Origin of the sequence: Oscillibacter sp. MSJ-31 (assembly GCF_018918025.1) — a bacterium.
Classification (GTDB): domain Bacteria; phylum Bacillota; class Clostridia; order Oscillospirales; family Oscillospiraceae; genus Hominicoprocola.
The window spans coordinates 19230-42818 of the sequence record NZ_JAHLPT010000012.1; the positions used below are offsets into that span (position 1 = coordinate 19230).

Consider the following 23589-nt stretch of genomic DNA (forward strand, 5'->3'; position numbering starts at 1 on the left):
GCGTGTGACCGTCCCGAAGCGCGAAAGGCGGAAAGCAAAATGGGATATGAATACTTGCGGAACGAGGCCATCATACGCAGCAAGACGCGGGAGTTTTTCGGCGTCGGCACGGTGGTGACCGCCTCCGCCTATCTGGTCTCCGTTGTGGACTTTATGCTCATCGGCGCCCTTTTGGGCGCTGATGCCGTCGCTGCCGCGGGCCTTTGTGACAGCTTTGTGGATGTGGCGGAGCTATTCGGCTTCGTCCTCTCCTCCGGCGGGCCGGTCGCCGCGGGCATCCTGCTGGGCAAGCGAAGGCTCCGTCAGGCCAACGGGGTCTTCACCCTGTCCCTTCTTCTGACGCTCGCGGGCGGACTTCTCTGCTGGTGCCTGCTGCCGTTCTGCGGCTTTTTCAGCGGCATCCTGTCCAACAACGGCGCAATCGCGAACGATGTGGCGCGGTATGCCTTCTTCATCCTGCTCTCGTCGCCCTTTGTGGGGATCAATCTCGTCCTTTCCAGCTTCGCCATTCTGGACGATTGCTCCAAGCTGGCCATGGGCTCGGTCGTCGCCGCCAACGGAGTGAACATCGTGCTGGACATCGTCTTTATGAAGTATCTGCGCATGGGCGTCGCCGGCGCGGCCGCGGCCTCTCTGCTCGGCAACGCGGCGGGCATTCTGGTGGTGCTTCCCTACCTGCTGTCCAAAAAGCGCACCTTCCACTTTGTTCTGCGCGCCGACGACCTGCGCGAGACCGGGCGGGAGCTGGCCTCGTCCTGCTCCTCCTTTGCCACAGACAAGGCCTCACGCATCTTCTCCGGCCTGACGGTGAACCTGCTTCTGATGTACTTCGTGGGCAACATCGGCGTGGCGCTCTACGCGGTGTACAGCCAGCTTCGCTTCATCCTGCGTATTCTGGCGGGCGGCGCGCTGCAGACGATCTCCACGCTGGGCAGTATGCTCTACGGAGAGCGCGACTTTTACGGGCTGCGGAAGATGCTCTCCCTTTTGTCCAAGTACACCTATGCGCTCGTCGCGGCGCTCATGGCGGGACTGTTCTGCTTCTCCGCGCCGTTTCTCCGCTCCTACGGCATCGACGCAGAGCCGGACACCGTGCTCTCGCTCCGCATCATGCTGCTCAGCCTGCCCCTCCTCTGGCTCAACGACCTGCTCGCCAGGCTCTATCCCAGCGTTCAACGGCAGCGCCTGTCCGTACTCTTGCTGACGCTGCAGAACGTGGTGCTCAAAATACTGCTTCTGCTGCTCTGCGTGGCGGCCATTTCGCGGCTCCATTGGCGCAGCGTCCCCACCGTGGCCGTCTGGTGCCTGCTGGTGGAGCTGCTGTCCCCCGCGGTCACGCTGCTCCGGGAAAAGCGGACCTGTGGGAACGTCGCCCTCCTCGGGCTGGAGGATCAGGCGGACCGGAGCTGCCACAGCTTTTCCATCACAGGAAAGGCGGAAAACGTCGCGGACATCCACCGGGAGATTGACTTGTTCTGCCAACAGAACGGCATCCCCCGCAACAAAGGCGTCCTGCTGGCCATCGCCTTTGAGGAGGCCGCCCTCAACATCATCAACCACAACGAGCATGTGAGCATGATCGACATTTGCCTTCTTTTGGAGGAGGGCAACCTGATCGTCCGTATCCGCGACGACGGTGCGCCCTTCGACCCGCTGGCGTTCGTGGACGACGAGGACATCCTTCAGATGAACAACATCAGCCTACTCGAGCGGCTCACCGACCAAAAGACCTATACGCGCATCATGAACATGAACAACACGGTGCTTTCAATCAAACTGGAGGCGGCACAAAATGACGGAGCAAATGACGGCACTTGCTGAAAACTACCCGGCAGCCGCGGAGCTGCTGCGGCGGCATGGCGGTGAAACGCTGCTTACCTATCTCGGGCAGCTCCACCACCGGCCGCTACCGGACATTCTTCCCTCAGAGGAGCTGCTGGACGAGGTACGGGACTACTTCACGCCCTTTTTCGGCGCGGAGACCGCCGGGGAATGTGCGGACGTTCTCCGGCGCCGCCGCTGCCTGTCCACCGCCAACCACCATCATCCCGCGTTCGAGTACATGACCGTGCAGGACACGATCCTCTGCGACCAATGGCTGCGGCTGCAGGGCGAGACCGGGGCGGTCGTTCCGTTTCTGTCCTGTGCCAACCCGAGGCTGGACAACAATGTCTACCCGCGAGGGATGCTGGTCTACGACTGCACCGCGCCGGGAGGCTGCCTGCGGCTGCCGTTTTATCCGTTCAAGCTGCGCCACGCCTGCGTGGCCGCCGTGGAGGGCATCTCTCCGGACATGGTAGACAATGCGCTGAGCCGCCTGCGGCAGGAGACGCGGCGCGGCTCCTGCTCACTTCGCACAGCCGACGCGCTGGAGCGCTTCTGCCGCGAGGTCCTGTTCTCCGACCGTGTGCAGCGCTGCGGCACGCTGCGGGAGCAGACCACGGTCATCAACGCCATGCTCTCCCAGCGCTATTTTACTGACCGTGCGCCGCAGTACCTCTGGATGCCGATGGAGACGCTCACCGCCCGCCTGCTGGAAAGGGATCTTCGGACGGAAGACGCGCTCACCTGCCAAATGCTGTTCCGGCAGGAGCTGCGCGCATCGCTTCTGCGGGAGCTGAACGGCGTTTCCGGCTGCTGGACGGGAAACACCGGCGGCACGCACTTTTTCTGGGGGCTCGACCGCCGCACGGTGCTGTTTCCCCTGCGGCTGCGGGAGAACGCGGGCACAGCGGCGCTGACGGGTCAAAACTCGCTGGGCGAGGCTGTGACCGTCCCCCTCACGCCGCAGGCGCTGACGGAAGGGCTGCGGGACGGGTCGCTCCTGCCGGGCCTGTTCCTCTGCTTTCTGGAGGCGCACTTCCTCCGCGACTTCACGGTGTTCGGCGGCTTTTATCAGCCCACCTATCTCGCTGAGATGCGCCGCGGACTGGTGCGCGCCCTGCGCGAGACGGGCGGCTATGAGGAGGAGGCCGCGATCATCGAGGCGAAGCGCAACGCGATGACCCTTGGGCTGATCTATCTGCTGCGCAGCCGTGAAGGCGGCCGCTTTCCCGTTTCCACAGCGGAGCTTTTGGAGCAGCCCGTTTCGACGCCGGAGGTCGAGGCGAGCCTGCAGGGGTCCGTCGCGGCGGCGCTGGAGCATCTGAATTGAACGCGCAAGCCGGAGGCTCCCTCGTTATGGGAGCCTCCGGCTTGTGTGTCTTTTTGAGGATTTATTTCAAAGAATGAGATGGCAGGAAACGCCTTATGTCCCTCTGCGCTCCGTCCACCTTCGGTCAGCATAAAAGGCCAGCTCGCCGATCATAACACCCAGCACCGCCGCGGCAAGCACATCGCTTGGAAAATGGACATAGAGATACAGCCGCGAAAAGGCAATGAGCGCTGCGAGCGGGATGGCCGCATAGCCGAAGCGGCGGTCCGTTTTCGTCAAAATCGTCGCGCCGATGACCGAGGACAGGGTATCTCTCCGCCGCGAGCAGCCGGATGAGCAGCGGCGAAAACGCGATGATGCCGCCCGCGCAGAGGCAGACCGCGGAGAAGCACGCGTCCCACACGCGCGCGTAAAAGCGCGCCTGCGCCCGGCGGTCGCCCGACTCGGCGATGGCGGAGAGCTGCCAGGCGTCCATAAACACCGTGGCGAGGATGGTCAGGATGGTCGGTATCTTGTAGGCAACGGCGTAGATGCCGTTGGCATCGCTCCCCACGAACCATTTCACCAGATAGCGGTCCGACACGCCCATGATCCACCAGAAGACAGCCGTGGGGATCAGCGGCACGCAGTAGGCGAGCATCTGCCGCCAGGGCGCGGCGCGCGGCGCCGGGCGGAGCTGCCGCCAGAGCCTTTCCCTGCATATGAGAAAGAGCGCGCTCAGGCAGTCGGCCGCGACCGTGGAGAGCAAATACCCCATCACGCCCCAGCGGAACACCGTGAGAAAGAGCACATTGAACGCGATGTAGAGCGCGGTGTTGAGAAGCCCCTGCACAGCGTAGAGTGTGGTGTGGCCCTCGGCACGGATGAACTGCGCACAGAGAGCGTGGACGCAGGCGGTTAGGATAAACGCCGCCTGCAGCGCGCCGAACGACCGGCTGCCCGCCATCACTCGCAGCAGCGGCATTGCCAGCAGCAGCGCCGCCGCAGGTCAGGCGCGTTCTTCTGCCACGGCAGACGGTCTACCGCCGCGTGTATCCGGCGTCCACGGTGGCGGAGCGCACGGCTCTGCTTCGCGCCGTCGCGCTGGAGGGAATGCGGCTCTACGGCACGGACATCACGCAGCGGATGTACCTTGTGGAGTCTGCCATTGCACACCCTCAAGAGGTCGCATTCTGCGCGGCTGTCCCGCCGGAGAGCGAGGGCGATCATGTGGTAACGCTGCCCGCGACGCCGGCGCTCAGTCTCTACCACCACGGGGCCTATGAGGACCTGCCCGCCGCGGAGAAGAAGCTCCGCGCCTATGCGCGGCGGCATGGGCTCACGCCCACGGGGAAGCTCCGCCGCATTTATCTCGAGGGCCCGCCGCAGCACAAGGACCCCGCGAAGTTCGTCACGCAGGTCGCCCTGCCGCTCGAGGAGGAATAGCCGGCCCGTTCGCATGTGTGCGCCAATACCTCCAGGCTTCTGAATTCGCCTCTGTTTTGCCCATTAGAAAAGCCCGCATCTTTCGATGCGGGCTTTTCCATTTCTGTTTTCAGAACCGGCCGCCCTTCACGCGGAAGGTCATCTCCGGCTTCTTGATGCTCACCTTGGTGTCGCTCTCGACCGACTCGGTCAGGAAGGCGTTGCCGCCGATGACCACGTTGTCGCCGACCTCCGTCGCGCCGCCGAGCAGCGTCGCGCCGGCATAGATGGTCACGTCGCTGCCGACCTTCGGGTGACGGCGGGCGGGAGTCTCCGCGCTGTGGTGCATCCCTGCGGGCGACATGGCGCCGAGCGTCACGCCCTGATAGAGCTGCACGCGGTCGCCGATGACGGTCGTCTCGCCGACGACCACACCGGTACCGTGGTCGATGGAGAAGTACTCGCCGATGGTCGCGCCGGGATTGATGTCGATGCCCGTCTGGGAGTGGGCATACTCTGTCATGATGCGCGGGATCATCGGCACCTTCTCCAGATACAGCTCGTGCGCGATGCGATAGATGAAGATGGCAAACATCCCGGGGTAGGACAGAATGATCTCCTGCCGGCTCGAGGCCGCGGGGTCGCCGTTGTAGTTGGCGGTCAGGTCCTTGAGCAGCAGCTCCTGGATATGGGGCAGACGCTCCATCATCGCCTCGCAGACCTTCTCGGCGCGGCGCGCGCCCTCCTCCCCCTCCGGCATCACCAGCTCAAGCTGGCGCAGCAGCTTGTCGTAGACGTGCCCCATGAGCAGGGCGCTGTACTGCTCCGGCGGGAGCTTCAGCAGGTCGCGGTCGCCGTAGTAGGCGGGAAACAGGATCTTCTGAAAGTCGCGGATGATCTCTATGACCGCCGTGCGGCTCGGCAGGCGCAGCGCGTCGCCGTACATCAAAATATCGCTTTTGCGGTAGTTCTCCGCCACCTGCGCGGCGGCGGAGCGGATGATTTCATTTTTATCGGACATCGGTCATTCCCCCTGATACATTGGCGTGGATAGATAGCGCTCGCCGCCGTCCGGCAGCAGCGCAACGATGGTCTTGCCCGCGTTCTCCGGCCGGAGCGCGAGCTGCGTCGCCGCCCAAAGCGCGGCGCCCGCAGTGATGCCGACGAGCACACCCTCACACGCGACCATATCGCGGCCCGCGGCATAGGCGTCCTCCTCGCGGACACAGACGATCTCGTCGATGAGCGAAACGTCCATATTTTTCGGGATGAAGTTCGCTCCGATGCCCATCAGTCCGTGCGGCCCGGCCTTGCCGCCCGAGAGCAGCGGCGAGCCCGCCGGCTCGACCGCCACGAGCTTCACGTCCGGATTTTTCTCTTTGAGATAGCGTCCTGTGCCGGAGAATGTGCCGCCCGTGCCGATGCCCGCGACGAAAAGATCGACGCAGCCGTCGGTATCGCGCCAGAGCTCGGGGCCGGTGGTGAGATAGTGCGCCTCGGGGTTCGCGGGATTGTCGAACTGTGCGGGGATAAAGCTCTTCAGTGTTGCCGCCGCCAGCTCCTCCGCGCGCTTCACGGCGCCCGCCATGCCCTCCGCCGCCGGCGTCAGCACCAGCTCCGCGCCGTAGGCTTTGAGCAGATTCCGGCGCTCCACGCTCATGCTCTCCGGCATGGTGAGGATCACGCGGTAGCCGTGGACCTTGGCCATCGCGGCGAGGCCGATGCCGGTGTTGCCGCTCGTCGGCTCAATGATGACGCTCCCCGGAACGAGCTTCCCCTCCGCCTCGGCGCGTTCGATCATGTGCTTCGCCACGCGATCCTTGGCGCTGCCCGCTACGTTGCAGCACTCGAGCTTGGCAAGGATGCGGGCGTTCAGACCGTGCTTGTGCTCGTAGCGACACAGCTCCAGCAGCGGGGTGTTTCCCGCTAATTCGGCGACGGAATGGAAGATGTTCATAGGGGCGCTCCTTTCTTGAAAATGCAAGGAAAATAATAGGATATTATATGCGCCGGACGGGCGCATTGCAAGCATTTTTCCCACCCCGGGCAAAAAAGAGACAAAAATGTGAAAATACCCCTTGCATTTTCGGAGCCGTTGTGCTATGATACACAAGCTGTCTGAAAGGACACGCGCCGTTAGCTCAGCTGGATAGAGCGTCTGGCTACGGACCAGAAGGCCGGGGGTTCGAATCCCTCACGGCGTACCAAAAGTCCTCGAAATCGTCTGATTTCGAGGACTTTTGCTTTTTATAAGTTCCGTTTTTAGTGTACCGCTTTTTTCTGACCCAAACGCTGACCCCAACGGGAGCGGGTAGCGGAAAGCATCAGACGGCACGGGAGAGGATATTGCCCATTGTTTGCGCCGCTTTCAGTTGGGCGTCGGTGGTGACGTGGGCGTAGGTGTCCAGCGTGAAACCCGCGGAGTAGTGACCCAGCATACTGCTGACGGTCTTGACGTCCACGCCGTTTTGCAGGGCCATGGTTGCGAAGGTGTGGCGCAGATCATGGAAGCTCCCGCCTCCGGCGGCACCGCTTTTGACCGCGCAAAAGCGGCGAGAAAACGCGCACGGGCTGCGCCCGTGACCCACTTCATTGCAGGCTCGCGACAGAACGACTGCACGCGCTGCGCAAAGAAATACCCGCCATTTTTTGTTGCCGCTTTCGATTTGACCTTCGTCTATGTCCGCTTGGCCGCTGCCCCTGTGGGGGGGGCAAATTTTTTTGCAGCGACTGCTGTACTGGCTCCGCAGCAGCGGCTGAGCGGAAAGAGAAGCACACCAAATCGTTCAGAAGAAAAATCAAACACACGGTTGCTGAGATGGTGATTTAATATGAGCAGTTCGGGGGTCAAGGGGCGGCAGCCCCTTGCGTTCTCTTGGGGTTTCAAAGGGGCTATTCTCTACGGTAGAGAATAGCCCCTTTGTTATGCGCCGCGCGATGCGCGGCATGGCGAGGTTGTATGCCGAGCCGATCATCTGATGGATGTTCCGCACCGTTTTGGGAGCCAGACCTTTCGGCTTTTTCTTGGCCTCGATGCGGTCTACCCGCCCGCCGTCCAGCAAGTGCTTGTAGAACCGCTGCAAGTCCAGAGAAGTGAGATCTGCCAGCGGAATGCTGCCGATTTGCGGCTTGATGTGGTTTTTCAGAAAGCCTTGCGAGGTTTTGTAGGTCGATGGGCGCAGCTTGATTTTTGCGTAGTTTTCCAGCCAGACCTCCAGCCATGTTCCCACCGTGTAGGTCTTGGCTTTGGCAAAGCCCACGAGCTGATACCCGATGCACAGATCGGTGGCGCCGGAATAGGTCAGCGCGGAGAAGCGGATGGTCATGCGCCGGGCATCGCTGCCGAGCGTCAGCCGCTCCGGGGACTCGTAGGTCCGGTCGTCCACGCGGATGCTGTTGATGACCAGCGGCGGCATCGGCGCGGAGATCTCCCGGAAGTCAAACACGCTGACGCCGTTTCGTGTGGCCAGATACAGACTGCCGTCCGGGGGCATATAATTGCAGGTGTTCACCCGCAGGGAGCCAGTGAGCCCGCGGGCCGTTCCGTACTGGGTGGCGTGCGGCATTTCTCCCGCTAAGATCCGCGCCTTATCCAAGGCGTAAATGCCGCTGTCCTGCAGCAGCCACAGCTTTCCGTCCCGCTTGTAGAGATCGAAGATCGAGCCGGGACCGATGCGCAGGCCGTCCAGCCTGCGGAAAGTCCCGTCCGCCCAATAATACAGGTGGCTGCCCGCGCTGACAAAGGCGCTGCGGCCGTCCTCCTCCTGCAATATGCGCAGCACCACGCCGTCCTCCAGCCCCTGCTCGTAGCTGAATTTCGTGATCGAGCCGTCCTGCGCCAGCGCGTAGATCCCGCTTCCGGCGCTGCCCGCCAGCAGCGTGCCGTCGGGAGCCTGAACGATGCAGAGGATCGACTGCGTCTCCAGCCCGTTGTCTTTATCGTAGAAAGCGACATCTTTATCTCCCCGGATCAGGGCAAGGCCGTCCTGCGTTCCCACGGCCACTATGCCGTCCCGCAGCTCGAAAGCCACGCGGATTCGCGTGCTCCCCAGCCCGTTGCTCTGATTAAAGAAAACAATCTCTCCGCCGCCCGTGTCATAGCGCACAAGACCCAGCTCGGAGTAGGTCCCGCACAACAGGCGGCCGCGGCTATCCAGAGCGGCGCAGTTCACCGCGTCGGTGCTCGTGCCCGTATGGGGATCCCGCTGCGTACCGTCGGCGGTGACCCATGCAAAGCCCTGCTGGCCCGAGACCAGTATATCTCCCTCAGCGGTAACGTCGATCCGGTTGTGGTTGACCGCGTCCGTCACCTCGTAGGTCTGCACTATAAAGGCCGTGCCGTCCAACCTCTGACCGCTGCACGCGACCTTCGCCAGCGCCGAGCCGTTGGTGCCCAGATAGATGTTGTTCGCGCGGTCCGAGGTCAGGCAGCTTATCGCGCTGCCGTCTTCGAAGAACAGCTCCGCGTCCAGCATGGCCAGCACACGGTCGTCCTGCATGACCGCGCATTTTCCCGTGCTCATGGCGCACCACAGGCGGCCATAGCGGTCGATCCCCAGCGCATAAGCGGTTTCGCCCGTTATGTACGGGTTGCTGTAGGGCACCAGAAGTCCGCTGCGGACCCGGCACACGCCGGAGGTGGAGGCAACGTAAATGGTGCCGTCGCGTCCCTCCGCGAAATCGCGTATGCTCAGATAGCTGTTCTTTTTCGTGCAGGGCACGGCGGTAAAGACGCCGTTTTCGTAGACGAACACCCCGGCGTCGCTGCTGCCGATCCACAGCCGGCCGGCGGAATCCTCAAACAGGCAGCGGATCGACGGCGTCGCAATGGCGCCCTCGGTGCTGAAATTGTGGAATTCGGAGCCGTCGAAGCGCAGAAGGCCGCCGTAGCTGCCCACCCACAGGTAGCCGTCCCTCGTCTGCAGGACGGCGTTTGCCTCGTCGGTCGGCAGGCCGTTGGTCTGGTCGAATACCGTTCGCACATAGGCAGGCTCCAGCTCCGCCGGTCGGGCTCAGATCCTTGCCACGCCGCTCCTGCGCGCGGCTTCGGCGACCGCCTTCGCCACCGCGGGACCGACGTGCGGATCGAACGCCGCGGGGATGATATAGTCCTCGGAGAGTTCATCGCCCACAAGACCCGCCAGCGCTTCCGCCGCCGCGACCTTCATCTCCTCGTTGATGTCACTCGCGCGCACGTCGAACGCGCCGCGGAAGATGCCGGGAAATGCGAGCACATTGTTGATCTGGTTGGGATAGTCGCTGCGGCCGGTCGAAATGACCCTTGCGCCGCCCGCCTTCGCCGCGTCGGGGAAGATCTCCGGCGTCGGGTTCGCGCAGGCGAAAATGATCGCGTCCCTGTTCATCGTTTTGACCATCTCGGTCGTGACGGTGTTCGGCGCGGAAACGCCGATGAACACATCCGCGCCCACCAGCATATCGGCGAGCGTGCCCGCCTTGCGGCTCAGGTTCGTGACCTCGGCCATCTCGGTCTTGATCCAGTTCAGCCCCTCGCAGCCCTGGTAGATCGCGCCCTTGCGGTCGCACATCGTGATGTCGCGGAAGCCCGCGGAGAGCAGCAGCTTCGTGATGGCGATGGCCGCCGCGCCCGCGCCGGAGGTGACGACCTTCACGTCCTCTTTCTTCTTCCCGACGACCTTGAGCGCGTTCGTGAGGCCCGCGAGCGTGATGACAGCGGTGCCGTGCTGGTCATCGTGGAAGATGGGAATGTCACATTTTTCCTTCAGCTTGCGCTCGATCTCAAAGCAGCGCGGCGCGGCGATGTCCTCAAGGTTGATACCGCCGAAGCTGCCGGAGATGTTATAGACCGTCTCCACGAATTCGTCCACGTCCTTGGTCTTGACGCAGATGGGGAAAGCGTCCACATCGCCGAAGGCCTTGAAGAGCACGCACTTGCCCTCCATGACGGGCATACCGGCCTCGGGGCCGATGTCGCCGAGGCCCAGAACGGCGCTGCCGTCGGTGATGACTGCTGCCATGTTCCAGCGGCGGGTAAGCTCGTAGCTCTTGTTGATGTCCTTCTGAATTTCCAGGCACGGCTGCGCGACGCCGGGGGTGTAGGCAAGGGACAGATCGTCCTTCGTCTTGACCGGCACGCGGGTCACCATCTCGATCTTGCCCTTCCACTCCCCGTGCAGGCGGAGCGATTCTTTTGCGTAATCCATAGCGTTCTCCTTTTTATTGGCAGGCTTTCAAACCATCCGCTCGGGGCGGACGATGCGGTCAAATTCCTCCGGCGGCAGAAGCTCCAGCGCGGCGCAAGCCTCGCGCAGCGTCAGATTCTCCGCGTATGCCTTCTTTGCGATCCTCGCGGCGTTTTCATAGCCGATGTGCGGGTTGAGCGCCGTGACGAGCATCAGCGAGCGGCGCACGTTCTCGTCCATCCTCTCCCGATTTGCGCGGATGCCGGACGCGCAGTTTTTGTCAAACGAAGCGATGGCCTCGCTCAGCAGGCGGACGGACTGCAAAAAATTATAGGCACACACGGGCATAAAGACGTTCAGCTCAAAGTTCCCCTGCGATGCCGCTATGCCGACGGCAGCGTCGTTGCCCATGACCTGCACCGCCACCATCGTCACCGCCTCGCACTGCGTGGGGTTGACCTTGCCGGGCATGATGGATGAGCCGGGCTCGTTGGCTGGAATGGTGATCTCCCCCAGCCCCGTGCGCGGACCCGAGGCGAGCCAGCGCACATCGTTCGCGAGCTTCATCATGTCGCACGCGAGCGCCTTGACCGCGCCGTGCGCAAAAACCAGCTCGTCCCTCGACGTAAGCGCGTGAAACTTGTTGGGCGCGGTGACAAAGGGCTTCCCGGCCAGCTCTGCGGCAGCCGCGGCGACCGCCCGGCCAAAGCCATCGGGGGCGTTGAGTCCCGTGCCGACCGCCGTGCCGCCGAGCGCCAGCTCCCGCAGGGGAGGCAGCGCGGCGGTGAGCAGCTCACGGTCCCGTGCGAGGCTCGTCCGCCAGCCGGAGATCTCCTGCGCGAAGGTGATGGGCGTCGCGTCCTGCAAATGCGTCCGCCCGGATTTCAGCACGTCGGCATTCTCCGCCTCCAGACGCAGGAGGGTCTGCTCCAACGCGGAAACAGCGGGGAGAAGGCGGTCCTCCACCGCAAGGCAGGCGGCAATATGCATCGCCGTGGGGAACGTGTCGTTCGAGGACTGCGACATATTGACGTCGTCGTTCGGGTGCAGGAGCTTTTTTCCCGCCAGCTCGTTGCCGCGGTTGGCGATGACCTCGTTGACGTTCATGTTCGACTGCGTGCCCGAGCCCGTCTGCCACACAACGAGCGGGAAATGTCCGTCCAGCTCACCAGCGAGGATCTCGTCGCAGACGTGGCCGATCAGGGCGCATTTTTCCGCGCTCATCCGTGCGGGCAGCAGCTCGCGGTTGGCGATGGCCGCCGCCTTTTTCAGAACGGCAAACGCCCGGATGATCTCCGCGGGCATCGTTTCGATCCCGACGCCGATGGGGAAATTCTCATGCGAGCGCTGCGTCTGCGCGCCCCAGTAGCGGTCCGCGGGGACACGGACCTCCCCCATCGAGTCCCGCTCTATCCTGTATTCCATACGCTTCCTCGCTTCCGTTTGATCTGTTACCTCCATAGTACACGCCGTGGCACGGATGTCAACAGGCGATTTTACGCCCGGGCGGCAAACAGGCGCAAAAACGCGGGCGCCGCCCGGAGAAGCTGCATAACGCCGCCTTTACCGCAAAAGGGACCGTTCTCTTCCGCAGAGAACGGTCCCTTTTTCCCATCTCTTTACTTTGCCAGCTCCGCGTACTCCGGGGCCTCCGCCGTGGCGGGGGCGATGGCGGAGCTGGTATCCCTCGCCCACTCGAGCGCGTGCTCACAGAACATCCGCGTGATGGTGGACGGCTGCGCCGCCGCGCTCGTGGCGATGGCAATGTCGCGGTAGTACGGCTCGTCGAGCGGCTTTTTGATGATGCCGTGGCGGTTGGGGTGCAGGATCAGATCGTGCACCACGCTGATGCCCAGCCCGCACTCGACCATCGCGAGGATGGCGAAGTCGCTGCTGACCTCAAACTTGATGCGCGGGGACTGCCTGAGATGCTCGAGGAACAAATTGATCTCGTAGTCCTGCTCCTCCTTGAGGCTGATGAAATCCTCGTCCGACAGCCGGCTGACGGGGAAGCATTCCGCGTCGCGCAGCGGGTGGTTCGGCGGCAGGATGACCGTCAGCGAGTCGCGCAGCAGGAAGGTCGTGTCGAACTCCTTGGCGCAGGGGAGGGCGAGAAAGCCGCAGTCGATCTGCCCGCGGCGCAGCCAGGTCGCGATCTGGTTGTACTCGCCGTTGAAGATCTGAAAGCGGATATTGGGGTATTTTTCGTGGAAGGACTTGATCATCAGCGGCATCCAGCCGGTCGCCATGCTGGTGAACGCGCCCACGCGAATGAGGCCGTTTTGCAGTCCGTGCAGCTCGCCGACGGCAAAGCTGAGCTCCTCCTGCCCCTTGACGATGGATTGAAGGATGGGCAGCAGCTGCGTCCCCTCCGAGCTGATCTCGATGCCCGAGCGGTTGCGCGTGAGCAGCGGGACGTCCCAATGCTCCTCCAGGTCCGCGATCATGCGGCTCACGGCAGACTGCGTGTAGCCCAGCTCCGCGGCGGCCTGTGTGATGCTGCCGGTCTCGATGGTCTTGAGGTAGGCCAGATATTTGTGGATCATGCGCTCATCTCCTTGCTTGCATCGGCATTAAGGCCATGATAGCCGAATGTGAATCATCTGTCAAGCATTCCGTTTTGGAATGTTCAGCAGAACAATGATTTTCTTGTGCATTCCGCATTAAAACTATATACTGTATGCGTAGATAATTAAACACTATCGCGAAGCGGTTTGCAAGCCCACGACGGCGTTGTTGCAAATCGCAGAAAATTTTTGAGGAGGCTATCACCATGATCCATTATTCCTGCATCGGTGCGACCGGCTATGTCTGCGGCGAAGTGCTGCGCATGATGGTCAACCATCCCGACGGCGAGCTCGTCAACGTTCTCGATACCTACGGCGTGGGCGACGCCATCTCCACCCATCATCCCGCCCTGCGCGGCTTCTATGATCAGACCATCCTGGATCTGACCGAGGAGAACGTGCGCGAGACCGCCCGCAAGAGCGACGTCGTGATGATCCAGGTCCCCTCCGGCGCGGTCGCCAAGTGGGCGGAGATCGTTCTCGCCGAAGGCTCCCGCATCATCGACATCGGCGCGGACATCCGCTTCCGCGACGTGAAGGTCTGGGAGAAGTGGTACGGCGACAAGCACACCAATCCCCAGATGACCCATGACGCCGTCTACAGCATGCCCGAGATGAACCGCGAGCTGGCCAAGGGCAAGAAGCTCATCGCCAACCCCGGCTGCTATCCCACCGCCTCCACCCTCGGCCTCCAGCCCATGCTCAAGACCGGCCACATCGTTGAGAACACCATCGTGATCGACGCCAAGAGCGGCTACACCGGCGCCGGCCGCCGTCCCGCCCTCAATAAGCTCCTCACCGAGGCGGAGAACAACTTCTGTGCCTACGCCCTCGGCGGCGGCCATCGCCACACCCCCGAGATTGAGCAGAACATCGCCTACATCACCGGCAAGGATCTGATGAAGCCCGAGACCTGGCAGTACATCAACTTCCAGCCGCACCTCCTCCCGCAGGTCCGCGGCATCGAGGTCACCATCTACGCCACCTGCGATAAGGACTTCACCAACGAGGAGGTCTACGAGCTGTATAAGGACTTCTACAAGGACGAACCCTTCGTCAAGGTCTTCCCGGCCAATCTCCCCGTGCAGACCAAGTGGGCCTACGGCACCAACTTCGTCGAGATGACCCCGACCTTCGATTCCCGCACCCACCGCCTGATCGTCTCCTCCGTCATCGACAACATCGGCAAGGGCGCCGCCGGTCAGGCCATTCAGAACATGAACCTTATCATGGGCCTGCCCGAGACCACCGGCCTCATGATGCCCCCGATGTATCCGTAAGGAACTGATTTTATATAAGGTAAAAATAAGAAAAGGAGAACAACACTATGGAATACAAAGTGATCGAAGGCGGCGGCATCACCTCCCCGAAGGGCTTTACCGCGGGCGCTGTGTACGTCGGCGTGAAGAGCCGCAAGTCCCAGAAGCCCGATGTGGCCGTCCTCTACTCCGAGACCGAGGCGTCCTGCGCCGCGGTGTTCACTACCAATAAGTTCTGCGCCGCTCCCGTCATTCTCGACCGTGAGATCCTCAAGAACGGCAAGGCCCGCGCCATCGTCATCAACTCCGGCAACGCCAACGCCGCCACCGGCACGCAGGGCATCGAGGACGCCCGGACCGTCGAGCGCGAGGCTGAGAAGCTCCTCGGCGTGGGCGAGAACGAGGTCTTCGTCTGCTCCACCGGCGTTATCGGCCAGAAGCTGCCCGTCGAGAAGGTGCTCGACGGCGTCCGCCAGATCATCCCTGTCAAGCTCGACAAGGCCAACGGCTCCGACGCGGCCTATGCCATCATGACCACCGACACCGTCCGCAAGGAATCCGCCTACGAGCTCGAGCTCTCCTCCGGCACCATCCGCATCGGCGCGATGGCCAAGGGCTCCGGCATGATCCACCCCAACATGGCCACCACCCTCGCCTACGTCACCACCGACGCCAAGTGCGATTCCGCCGACCTGCAGAAGATGCTGCACAACGCCATCGACAAGAGCTTCAATATGTGCACCGTCGACGGCGACACCTCCACCAACGACACCATGATCCTGCTCGCCAACGGCGCCTCCGGCGTCGAGGTCAAGACCGAGGAGGACAAGGCGGCTCTCGCCGGTCTCATCGAGCACATCTGCATCGATATGGCCCGCCGCATCGCCTCCGACGGCGAGGGCGCGACCCATCTGATCGTCGTCGAGTCCTACGGCCTGCCCACCGAGCATGACGCCCGTCTGGTCGCCAAGGCCATCGCCGGCTCCACCCTGTTCAAGGCCGCCGTGTTCGGCCGCGACGCGAACTGGGGCCGCATCATGGCCGCCGCCGGCTACTCCGGTGCGGACGTCGATCCCACCAAGGCCGACTGCATCATCAAGAGCAGCGCCGGCGAGGTCCAGGTCATGAAGGACGGCTTCGGCACCGACTTCAGCGAGGAGCTGGCCAAGGCCGTGCTCACCGAGCATGACATCACCGTCATCGTCGACTTCCACAGCGGCGACGGCAAGGCGGTCGCCTACGGCTGCGACCTCACCTACGAATACGTCAAGATCAACGGCGACTACCGCACCTAAGGAGGGCCACCCATGAGCGACGTTGCGAAGAAGGTAGAGACCCTGATGGAGGCCATGCCCTACCTTGAAAAGTATCAGGGCAAGGTCATCGTCATCAAGTACGGCGGCAACGCCATGATCAACGACGAGCTCAAGGACGCCGTGCTCCACGACGTCGTGATGCTCAAGCTCCTCGGCCTCAAGCCTGTGCTCAGCCACGGCGGCGGCCCCGGCATCAACAAGATGCTCGAGAAGCTCAACATTCCCGTGCAGTTCATCAACGGTCTGCGCTACACGTCCGAGGACATCATGCGCGTGGTCGAGATGGTTCTCGTCGGTCAGGTCAACACCGAGCTGGTCGGCAGGATCAACCAGATCGGAGGCAAGGCCGTCGGCCTCTCCGGCGTGAGCGGCGACATCTATCACTGCCACAAGCGCAGCGAGGAGCTCGGCTTCGTCGGCGACATCGACTACGTCAACGCCGACGCCATCAACGCCATGCTCGACGCGGGCTTCATCCCCGTCATCGCCCCCGTCGGCACCGACGGGCAGGGCAACACCTACAACATCAACGGCGACACCGCCGCGGGCAAGCTCGCCAGCGCGCTCGGTGCGGAAAAGCTCGTCATCCTCACCGACATCGAGGGTCTGTGCAACGACATCAAGGTGCGCGATGTCATCAGCTACCTGAACATTCAGGACGTGAAGCCCCTCAAGGACAAGGGCACCATCGCCGGCGGCATGATCCCCAAGGTCGACTGCTGCGTCGAGGCCATCGAGGAGGGCGTCACCAGCGTCCACATCATCGACGGCCGCAAGCCCCACTCCGTACTCTACGAGGCCTTCACCACCGAAGGCACCGGCACCACGATCGGCACCGCACAGCCGAGCGTTGGCATCAAATGGTAAAAAATACATAAAATTTTAACAGGAGGACTCTACCATGATCGAAAAGTTCAAGACCAATGCGGAAGTCATCGAAAACGGTGACAAGTACCTGTACGGCAACCACGTCCGTATGCCCATCTCCATGGAGCGCGGCGAGGGCGTCTACGTCTTCGACAAGGACGGCAACAAGTACCTCGACTTCGTCGGCGGCATCGCCGTCAACGGTCTCGGCCACTGCCATCCCGCCATCGTCAAGTGCCTGCAGGAGCGTGCGGAGACCATCCTCCACTGCTCCAACTACTTCTACAATGAGCCCGCCGTCCAGACCGCGAAGCTCATCGTCGAGAACAGCTGCTTCGATAAGGTCCTCTTTGCCAACTCCGGCGCCGAGGCCAACGAAGGCCAGATCAAGCTCGCCCGCAAGTACGCCAAGGATCACGGCCATCCCGAGCGCTTCGTCGTCATCACGATGAAGAACTCCTTCCACGGCCGCACCCTCGCCACCTGCACCGCCACCGGTCAGTATGCCGTCCACCGCTACTTCGAGCCCCTGCCCTCCGGCTTCCGCTATGCCGAGTTCAACAACCTCCAGTCCGTCAAGGACATCATGGATGAATACGTCTGCGCCATCCTGACCGAGCCCGTCCAGGGCGAGGGCGGCGTGCGTCCCGCCTCTCAGGAGTTCCTGCAGGGCCTGCGCGACCTGTGCGACGAGAAGGGCATCCTCCTCATGTTCGACGAGGTCCAGGTCGGCTCCGGCCGCACCGGCAAGCTCTTCGCGCATCAGAACTACGGCGTGGAGCCCGATACCTGCTCCATGGCGAAGGCGCTCGGCTCCGGCGTGCCCATCGGCGCGGTCTGCGCCCGCGGCGACGCGGCCAAGACCCTCACCCCCGGCACCCACGGCTCCACCTTCGCCGGCGGTCCTCTCGCCTGCGCTCTGGCTGCCACCACGCTCGACGTCATGATCAACGAGGGCGTCATCGAGAACGCCCGCGTCATGGGCGAGTATTTCCGCGATCAGATGCACAAGGTCATCGAGAAGAACCATCCCAAGGCGGTCAACGAGATCCGCGGCCTCGGCATGATCAACGGCATCCAGCTCAACCATCCCAGCGGCCAGCCCGTCGTCGACCTGTGCTACAAGGATGCCAACGTCCTCATCAACAACACCAACGGCAACGTCCTGCGCTTCGTTCCGCCGCTGATCACCGGCAAGGAAGAGATCGACCTGTGCATCAAGGCGGTCGACGACGCCATGACCAAGCTCGGTTGGTAAAGCGCCACAGCGTTATCGCCAAGCCCAAGGGGTAAATTTTGTGATATCCGGCAAGCGCGCGGCACTTGCCACCGTGCATAAAATATGCTAAAATATCCGCATATTTAATCGGTACGCCGCGCGCTTCCCGTATCAGCCTTACATGCAATTTCCCCGTCCTCCCCTTCGCAGGGGGGCGAGGGAGGACGGGGAGACCGCAGCAAATCGTTTCCTGATCATTCAAGGAGGGAAAAATCACCGAATAAAGGGGGAATACCGTCAAGATCACGTCTTCCCGCCGCCGGTCTCATCTGCCGGTCTGCGGGCGCACAGACCCTCGCAAATACCGTAAAACAGTGTTCACCATCTACAAAGCTGCGCAGACGGGAGCGTTCCCGCCCTATGCGCACCATGTATTTAGAGAAAGGTTGGTACAATCAAGTGAGTGAAGAAAAGAAAGTGAAGACCCCGCGTATGCCAAAGCTGTGGGAAGCTCTGGTCACCATGCTGATCTTGGTCGGCGCATTGGCGCTCGGCATCGTCAAGTATGAAACAGACCCGCATGTCCCCATGTTCATCGGCGTTATGGGCGCCGCGCTGATGGCGCTCTACCTCGGCTACAAGTGGGAGGCCATCGAAAAGTCCATGATGGACGGTATTTATAAAGCCCTCCAGTCTGTCTGCATCCTCGTCATCGTCGGTATCCTCATCGGCGTTTGGATCAACGCCGGTGTCGTTCCCACAATGATCTTCTACGGTTTGAAGGTCCTCAAGCCCGCGATCTTCTTCATTGCGTCTGTTCTCATCTGCTCCATCACCTCTCTTGCCACCGGTACCTCCTGGGGCACGATGGGTACGATGGGCGTCGCCTTGATGGGCATTGGCTTCGGTCTCGGCATGAGCCCCGGCATGACCGCCGGTGCGGTCCTCTCCGGTGCCTACTTCGGCGATAAGATGTCCCCGCTGTCCGATACCACGAACCTTGCGCCCGCTATGGCAGGCACGGACGTTATGACCCACGTGAAGGCCATGATCCTGCCCACCGGCATCACCTACGGCATCACCCTCGTTGCCTTCGGTATTCTCGGCGCCATGCAGTATCACGGCGGCGATGCCGACATGAGCCGCGTGACGGAGTTCTCCGGCGCGCTCGAGGCCGTGTTCAATATCAACCCTGCGCTGCTCTTGCCCCCGGTCATCGTTATCGTGGCGGTTGCCATGAAGATGCCCGCCATCCCTGGTATCACGCTCGGCATCATTTCCGGCGCGATCATGGGCATGATCTTCCAGCCCGAGTGCAACATGGGTACCGTGTTTGATTTCGGCATGAACGGCTACTACTTCAGCGACGAAGTGCTCGCCATGTTCGAGGAGACCCTCTCTCCCGAGACCAGCTACACCATGACCCGTCTGCTTGAAAGCGGCGGTATCCTCGGCATGATGTCCTCCGTCGCCATGACGATCATCGCCATGATGTTCGGCGGCATTATGGAGGACACCCACCAGCTCGAGGTCATCGTCAACAGCCTCAAGAAGCTGGCGAAGGGCCCCGCGGGTCTCGTGCTCCTCACCGAGTGCACCTGCGTTCTCTCCAACGCCGTTATGCCCGAGCAGTACATCTCCATCGTCGTTCCCGGCCGTATGTATGCCGAGGAATACAGAGAAAAGGGTCTGCACCCGGCTCTCCTCTCCGGTACGCTGGAAAGCGCCGGTACCGTCACCTCCGCCCTCATTCCGTGGAACACCTGCGGCGTGTTTATCTCCAGCACCCTTGATATCAACGCGTGGGGCGCGGGCGGCTACGGCCCGTGGGCTCTGTTCAACTGGCTGATGCCGCTCATCAACTGGCTGTGCGCCCTCATCGGCTGGACGGTCAAGGATCTTGCCGGCAAGCCCTATAAGAAGTCCAAGGCTGCGGCTAAGGCGGAATAAATCAAAACGGCAAAGGAACGGTCTATGAACAGAGGAACGGCACGATACCCTCTTTTAGAGATCGACCTTGACAAGCTGAAAGCAAATCTGGCAGCGCTCATCGAGCGCTGCCAGAGCCTTTCTGTCGAGGTCGCGGGCGTGGTCAAGGGCTTTTCGGCGCTGCCGGAGGCCGCCGGGGTCTATACGGAATGCGGCGTGCGGAGCCTTGCCTCGTCCCGTCTCAGTCAGCTGCGCGCCCTGCGCGGCGCGGGCGTCGCCTGCGAGCGCGTTCTCATCCGCATCCCCATGCTCTCCGAGCTTCCGGAGGTCGCGGAGGTCGCGGACATGAGTCTCCAGAGCGAGCTTGAAACGCTCCGCGCCCTCAACGCGGTCTGCGCGAAGCGTGGAACGCGCCACAGGGTGATCCTGATGGCTGACCTCGGCGATCTGCGCGAGGGCTTCTGGAGCCGCGAGGAACTGGTCGATGCCGCGCTTGAGGTCGAGTATAAGCTCGACCATCTGGAGCTGGCGGGCGTCGGCACGAATCTCGGCTGCTACGGCTCGGTCGCCGCCACGCCGGAGAAGCTGCGCGAGCTGGTCTCCGCCGCCGAGGCGGTGGAGCGCGCCATTGGCCGCGAGCTGCAATACATCTCCGGCGGCGCGTCCACCTCCGTCCACATGGCGCTTGACGGCACGCTGCCCGCGCGCGTCAACCATCTGCGCATCGGCGAGTTCGCCCTCCTCGGCGGCATCTACGGCTGCTATCCCGACTTTCTGCGCCGTGACGTGTTCACCCTCCGCATGGAGGTCGTGGAGTGCAAGCCGAAGCCCAGCTATCCCGTCGGCGAGCTGACCGTGGACGCCTTCGGCAAAACGCGCGAATACACCGACCGCGGCATCCGCCGCCGCGCGCTCTGCGCCGCGGGCCGCGTCGATTACGGCGATCCCTTCGACCTCACGCCGCGCCTCGCGGGCGTGGAGGTCCTCGGCGCGTCCTCGGACCACACCATTCTTGACGCGGAGGACGCCGCCGTCCCCGTCCGGCTCGGCGACGTGCTGGACTTCGGCGTGAGCTACGGCTCGCTCGTCTACCTCACCAACACGCCCGAGGTCCGCATCGTCTATCGGAAAAACGGCCGCCTGTACACGGCGGAATAACGCACAAGGAAGCCCTCCGCTCGGTGAGCGGAGGGCTTTTCGTCGCTTTTTCGTTTTCTCAGCTCAGCGTCGTGCCGGTGACGAAGCTCGCCACGATGATGAGCAGGATGGAGATGGGCGCAACGTACTTGACCAGCACGCTGTAGACCTTGGCCAGCTTGAACGGCTTGCCGTCCAGCTCGATCTCGCGCACGGCGTTCTCGGGCTTCCAGATCCAGCCCACGAAGATGCACACGCCCAGCGCGCACACGGGGATCAGCAGACGGTCGGTGAGGAATTCCATGAAGTCGCCGAAGATGGGGAAGCTCACGCCGTTGGCAAAGTCGAACCAGATGCCCTTGATGCTGAACGCGGCCTGCGACATGGTGTACAGGCAGCCGATGAGGAACATCAGCGTGCAGACGATGATGGCGGTGGGCTTGCGCTTCCAGCCGAAGCGCTCGGTCAGAAACGCGACCACGCCCTCGATGAGGGAGATGCTGCTCGTCAGCGCGGCGAACAGAAGCAGCAGATAGAACAGCACGCCGAAGAATACGCCGCCCGGCATATTCTGGAACACGCCTGCAAGGGACGCGAAGGCGAAGCCGCCGCCCTTGCCGACATTCTCGGAGCCGAGGGTCGCAAACACCGCGGGGACGATGATGAAGCCGGCGATCAGCGCCACGAGCGTATCCATCGTGCAGATGAGCGCCGTGTTCTTGCCGAGGTTTTCGTGCTTGGGCAGGTAGGAGCCGTAGGTGATCATGATGGCCATGCCGAGGGACAGGGAGAAGAACGCCTGCCCCAGCGCGGAGAGGAAGGTGCTGAAGCCGACCTTACTCCAGTCGCAGGTGAGCATATAGGCGAAGCCGGCCTGTGCGCCGTCGAGCGTGACGGTGCGCACGAGCAGGACGACGAGAATGACGAACAGGGCGGGCATACCGACCTTGTTGAACTTCTCGATGCCGCCCTCAACGCCCTTGATGATGATGAAGGCGTTGACCGCCATAAAGACCGCGGCGAAAAGAATGGCGGTCAGCGGGAACCATGTCTCGCCCGTCGCGGCGTTGTAGCCGAGCAGACCGTAGAAATAGCCGAGCGGATCGGCATAGACCGTCTGCGCCTCCGTGATGTAGGACACGACATAGCGCAGCACCCAGCCGCCGACGTGGCAGTAATACGAGGTGACGATGAACGCCACGGCGACGCCCGTGACGCCGACCCAGCGGAAGCCGCGGTAGCCGAGCTTATGGAAGCTGTCGATGGCGTTCGCCTGTGCGGCGCGGCCGACGGACAGCTCCGAGAGCATGACGGGGAAGCCGATGAGAACGACAATGGCAAGGTAGATCAGAATGTAAGCGCCGCCGCCGCCCTCAAAGGCCTTGCCGGGGAATTTCCAGATGTTGCCGAGACCGACGGCGCTGCCCGCCGCCGCCAGGATGAAGCCGATCTTGCTTCCCCATTGGGCACGATTGTTTTCCATGTGATTTTCTCCTTTAACTACGTTTCTCTCTCCGTTTTCCGTCAAATTCGTCCTCATATATTTTAATGAGATGTATAAATTAAACAGAAATTAGTCAAATGATACCGTCTTTCTTGCCAAAAGTAAAGCGACGTATTATAATAAAAATATGAGCGATCCTAATAGAAAGGAAATACTTCTATGGAAAGCAAGAAATTAGAGGCCCTGCTCATGTCAGTCGATCTTGGCAGCTTTACCAAGGCGGCAGAGGTCCTCGGCTACACGCAGTCGGGCCTGACGCACATGATGAACTCGCTGGAAAAGGAGGTCGGCTTCACGCTGCTCGAGCGCGGACGCAGCGGCGTGCGCCTCACGGAGGAGGGCGAGCGCATCGCGCCCGCCGTGCGCGAATTTCTGCAAGCCAACGCCCGGCTCGACAGCGTGATCGAGCAGGTCGCCTCCTCGCGCACGGAGATCATCCGCGTCAGCGCCTATGCCAGCATCGCCATGCACTGGCTGCCGGGCATCATCCAGCGCTTCCGCGAGGAGTGCCCCGACGTGGACGTGGATATCCGCATGGCCGACCACGTCGACGTCCCCTACGAGCTGCTCGCGCAGGGCAAGATGGACGCCATCCTCGTCTCTCCGCAGGACGAGGGCCAGTACGAGTGGGTGCATCTCGCCGACGATCCCATGTTTGCCGTTCTGCCGAAGGATTTCGACACGCAGGGCATGACCGCCTTCCCGCTTGCCGCCTTCGAGGCGCGCGACTTCATCATGCCCTCGCAGGGCTTCGATAAGGACATCATGCGTATCTTCAACCGCATCGGCGTCAAGCCGCACATCCTCCCGACCTGGGTGGACGATCCCACCGTCATCAGCATGGTCAGCCACGGACTCGGCGTGAGCATGATGACCGAGCTGACCGTCCGCGGCCGCACGGACGGCGTGAAGCTCCTGCCGGTCGAGCCGGCGTCCTCGCGTGAGCTCGGCCTTGCCGTCCGCTCGCTCGACGCCGCGAGCGACGGCCTGCGCCACTTCATCGACTGCACGAAGCGCGTCGTCGCGGAAATGCAGCCCTGAGCCGTTGCAAAAGCCACTTGTAATCACCGCC

At 62.4% G+C, this 23589-nt stretch carries 19 protein-coding genes, 1 tRNA gene and 2 pseudogenes; 12 read left to right on the plus strand and 10 right to left on the minus strand.

The annotated features are described in order from the left end of the window. The first annotated feature begins 39 nt into the window (after positions 1 to 39). Both KQI17_RS09075 and KQI17_RS09080 read left to right on the plus strand, forming a co-directional pair. Positions 40 to 1821, plus strand: a complete 1782-nt coding sequence (locus tag KQI17_RS09075) for an MATE family efflux transporter (protein WP_216495839.1) — start codon at positions 40 to 42, stop codon at positions 1819 to 1821. Further along, entirely contained in the window at positions 1793 to 3154 is a 1362-nt protein-coding gene (locus KQI17_RS09080) for a hypothetical protein (protein WP_216495840.1), read from the plus strand. The genes KQI17_RS09075 and KQI17_RS09080 overlap by 29 nt, the downstream gene beginning before the upstream one ends. 93 nt (positions 3155 to 3247) lie before the next feature. Here the strand turns inward: KQI17_RS09080 and KQI17_RS09085 are convergent, their stop codons facing one another. Together KQI17_RS09085 and KQI17_RS13645 are read right to left on the minus strand one after the other, a co-directional pair. Next, entirely contained in the window at positions 3248 to 3433 is a 186-nt protein-coding gene (locus tag KQI17_RS09085; RefSeq protein ID WP_253285753.1) for a phosphatase PAP2 family protein, read from the minus strand. An 88-nt stretch (positions 3434 to 3521) separates the two neighbouring features. Next, positions 3522 to 4118, minus strand: a pseudogene (locus KQI17_RS13645) (oligosaccharide flippase family protein); the annotation flags it as partial. Between KQI17_RS13645 and KQI17_RS09090 the strand changes: the two are divergent. Next, positions 4118 to 4579 carry a GyrI-like domain-containing protein gene (locus KQI17_RS09090; protein ID WP_216495841.1) on the plus strand — a complete coding sequence of 154 codons (462 nt, stop codon included), beginning with the start codon at positions 4118 to 4120 and terminating at the stop codon, positions 4577 to 4579. The pseudogene KQI17_RS13645 and the gene KQI17_RS09090 sit on opposite strands and share 1 nt — an antisense overlap. Before the next feature lie 109 nt (positions 4580 to 4688). Here KQI17_RS09090 and KQI17_RS09095 read toward each other — a convergent pair whose 3' ends face one another. Then, a complete protein-coding gene (locus KQI17_RS09095; RefSeq protein ID WP_216495842.1) occupies positions 4689 to 5579 on the minus strand; it encodes a serine O-acetyltransferase in 891 nt (296 codons plus the stop codon). Between the two features lie 3 nt (positions 5580 to 5582). Then, positions 5583 to 6515, minus strand: coding sequence for a cysteine synthase A (cysK, locus tag KQI17_RS09100; RefSeq protein ID WP_216495843.1), 933 nt, complete (start codon positions 6513 to 6515; stop codon positions 5583 to 5585). A 173-nt stretch (positions 6516 to 6688) separates the two neighbouring features. On the opposite strand from cysK, the gene KQI17_RS09105 reads away from it, so the two are divergent. Further along, positions 6689 to 6765: transfer RNA gene (locus KQI17_RS09105), tRNA-Arg, on the plus strand. Between the two features lie 117 nt (positions 6766 to 6882). Here KQI17_RS09105 and KQI17_RS09110 read toward each other — a convergent pair. Continuing rightward, positions 6883 to 7068, minus strand: a pseudogene (locus tag KQI17_RS09110) (tyrosine-type recombinase/integrase); the annotation flags it as partial. Here KQI17_RS09110 and KQI17_RS09115 point away from each other — a divergent pair. Beyond that, a complete protein-coding gene (locus tag KQI17_RS09115) occupies positions 7051 to 7383 on the plus strand; it encodes a hypothetical protein (protein WP_216495877.1) in 333 nt (110 codons plus the stop codon). The pseudogene KQI17_RS09110 and the gene KQI17_RS09115 sit on opposite strands and share 18 nt — an antisense overlap. Here KQI17_RS09115 and KQI17_RS09120 read toward each other — a convergent pair. From KQI17_RS09120 to KQI17_RS09135, 4 genes are all read right to left on the minus strand, one after another. Next, on the minus strand, positions 7357 to 9540 hold the full coding sequence (locus KQI17_RS09120) for a two-component regulator propeller domain-containing protein (RefSeq protein WP_216495844.1): 2184 nt from the start codon (positions 9538 to 9540) through the stop codon (positions 7357 to 7359). The genes KQI17_RS09115 and KQI17_RS09120 overlap by 27 nt on opposite strands. A gap of 30 nt (positions 9541 to 9570) precedes the next feature. Next, a complete protein-coding gene (locus KQI17_RS09125; protein WP_216495845.1) occupies positions 9571 to 10740 on the minus strand; it encodes an NADP-dependent malic enzyme in 1170 nt (389 codons plus the stop codon). Between the two features lie 27 nt (positions 10741 to 10767). Then, the gene (fumC, locus tag KQI17_RS09130; protein ID WP_216495846.1) at positions 10768 to 12144 is read right to left on the minus strand and encodes a class II fumarate hydratase; all 1377 of its coding nucleotides are present in this window, start codon (positions 12142 to 12144) and stop codon (positions 10768 to 10770) included. Positions 12145 to 12338: 194 nt separating this feature from the next. After that, complete coding sequence (locus KQI17_RS09135; RefSeq protein ID WP_216495847.1) at positions 12339 to 13265, minus strand: LysR family transcriptional regulator; 927 nt, start codon at positions 13263 to 13265, stop codon at positions 12339 to 12341. A 227-nt stretch (positions 13266 to 13492) separates the two neighbouring features. Here KQI17_RS09135 and argC point away from each other — a divergent pair, with 227 nt between their 5' ends. The 6 genes from argC (at position 13493) to KQI17_RS09165 (ending at position 21034) form a co-directional block, all read left to right on the plus strand. Next, positions 13493 to 14566, plus strand: a complete 1074-nt coding sequence (argC, locus tag KQI17_RS09140; protein ID WP_216495848.1) for an N-acetyl-gamma-glutamyl-phosphate reductase — start codon at positions 13493 to 13495, stop codon at positions 14564 to 14566. A 47-nt stretch (positions 14567 to 14613) separates the two neighbouring features. Further along, entirely contained in the window at positions 14614 to 15840 is a 1227-nt protein-coding gene (gene argJ, locus KQI17_RS09145; protein ID WP_216495849.1) for a bifunctional ornithine acetyltransferase/N-acetylglutamate synthase, read from the plus strand. A gap of 12 nt (positions 15841 to 15852) precedes the next feature. Further along, positions 15853 to 16728: an acetylglutamate kinase gene (argB, locus tag KQI17_RS09150; RefSeq protein ID WP_216495850.1), complete on the plus strand. Its 876-nt coding sequence runs from the start codon at positions 15853 to 15855 to the stop codon at positions 16726 to 16728. A 34-nt stretch (positions 16729 to 16762) separates the two neighbouring features. After that, positions 16763 to 17986: an aspartate aminotransferase family protein gene (locus KQI17_RS09155; protein WP_216495851.1), complete on the plus strand. Its 1224-nt coding sequence runs from the start codon at positions 16763 to 16765 to the stop codon at positions 17984 to 17986. A gap of 453 nt (positions 17987 to 18439) precedes the next feature. Then, entirely contained in the window at positions 18440 to 19897 is a 1458-nt protein-coding gene (nhaC, locus tag KQI17_RS09160) for a Na+/H+ antiporter NhaC (protein WP_216495852.1), read from the plus strand. Positions 19898 to 19921: 24 nt separating this feature from the next. Beyond that, a complete protein-coding gene (locus tag KQI17_RS09165) occupies positions 19922 to 21034 on the plus strand; it encodes an alanine racemase (protein ID WP_216495853.1) in 1113 nt (370 codons plus the stop codon). Positions 21035 to 21092: 58 nt separating this feature from the next. Here KQI17_RS09165 and KQI17_RS09170 read toward each other — a convergent pair whose 3' ends face one another. Then, a complete protein-coding gene (locus KQI17_RS09170) occupies positions 21093 to 22496 on the minus strand; it encodes a sodium-dependent transporter (RefSeq protein ID WP_216495854.1) in 1404 nt (467 codons plus the stop codon). Between the two features lie 180 nt (positions 22497 to 22676). On the opposite strand from KQI17_RS09170, the gene KQI17_RS09175 reads away from it, so the two are divergent. Next, positions 22677 to 23558, plus strand: a complete 882-nt coding sequence (locus tag KQI17_RS09175; protein WP_216495855.1) for a LysR family transcriptional regulator — start codon at positions 22677 to 22679, stop codon at positions 23556 to 23558. The last annotated feature ends 31 nt before the right edge of the window (positions 23559 to 23589 follow it).

Bases quoted from the DNA above. Each gene is read 5' to 3' on its own strand.
- argB (WP_216495850.1), top strand. From the start codon at position 15,853: ATGAGCGACGTTGCGAAGAAGGTAGAGACCCTGATGGAGGCCATGCCC.
- argJ (WP_216495849.1), top strand. From the start codon at position 14,614: ATGGAATACAAAGTGATCGAAGGCGGCGGCATCACCTCCCCGAAGGGC.
- nhaC (WP_216495852.1), top strand. From the start codon at position 18,440: ATGCCAAAGCTGTGGGAAGCTCTGGTCACCATGCTGATCTTGGTCGGC.
- KQI17_RS09075 (WP_216495839.1), top strand. From the start codon at position 40: ATGGGATATGAATACTTGCGGAACGAGGCCATCATACGCAGCAAGACG.
- KQI17_RS09095 (WP_216495842.1), bottom strand. From the start codon at position 5,579: ATGTCCGATAAAAATGAAATCATCCGCTCCGCCGCCGCGCAGGTGGCG.
- KQI17_RS09170 (WP_216495854.1), bottom strand. From the start codon at position 22,496: ATGGAAAACAATCGTGCCCAATGGGGAAGCAAGATCGGCTTCATCCTG.
- KQI17_RS09080 (WP_216495840.1), top strand. From the start codon at position 1,793: ATGACGGAGCAAATGACGGCACTTGCTGAAAACTACCCGGCAGCCGCG.
- fumC (WP_216495846.1), bottom strand. From the start codon at position 12,144: ATGGAATACAGGATAGAGCGGGACTCGATGGGGGAGGTCCGTGTCCCC.
- KQI17_RS09135 (WP_216495847.1), bottom strand. From the start codon at position 13,265: ATGATCCACAAATATCTGGCCTACCTCAAGACCATCGAGACCGGCAGC.
- KQI17_RS09155 (WP_216495851.1), top strand. From the start codon at position 16,763: ATGATCGAAAAGTTCAAGACCAATGCGGAAGTCATCGAAAACGGTGAC.
- argC (WP_216495848.1), top strand. From the start codon at position 13,493: ATGATCCATTATTCCTGCATCGGTGCGACCGGCTATGTCTGCGGCGAA.
- cysK (WP_216495843.1), bottom strand. From the start codon at position 6,515: ATGAACATCTTCCATTCCGTCGCCGAATTAGCGGGAAACACCCCGCTG.
- KQI17_RS09175 (WP_216495855.1), top strand. From the start codon at position 22,677: ATGGAAAGCAAGAAATTAGAGGCCCTGCTCATGTCAGTCGATCTTGGC.
- KQI17_RS09165 (WP_216495853.1), top strand. From the start codon at position 19,922: ATGAACAGAGGAACGGCACGATACCCTCTTTTAGAGATCGACCTTGAC.
- KQI17_RS09125 (WP_216495845.1), bottom strand. From the start codon at position 10,740: ATGGATTACGCAAAAGAATCGCTCCGCCTGCACGGGGAGTGGAAGGGC.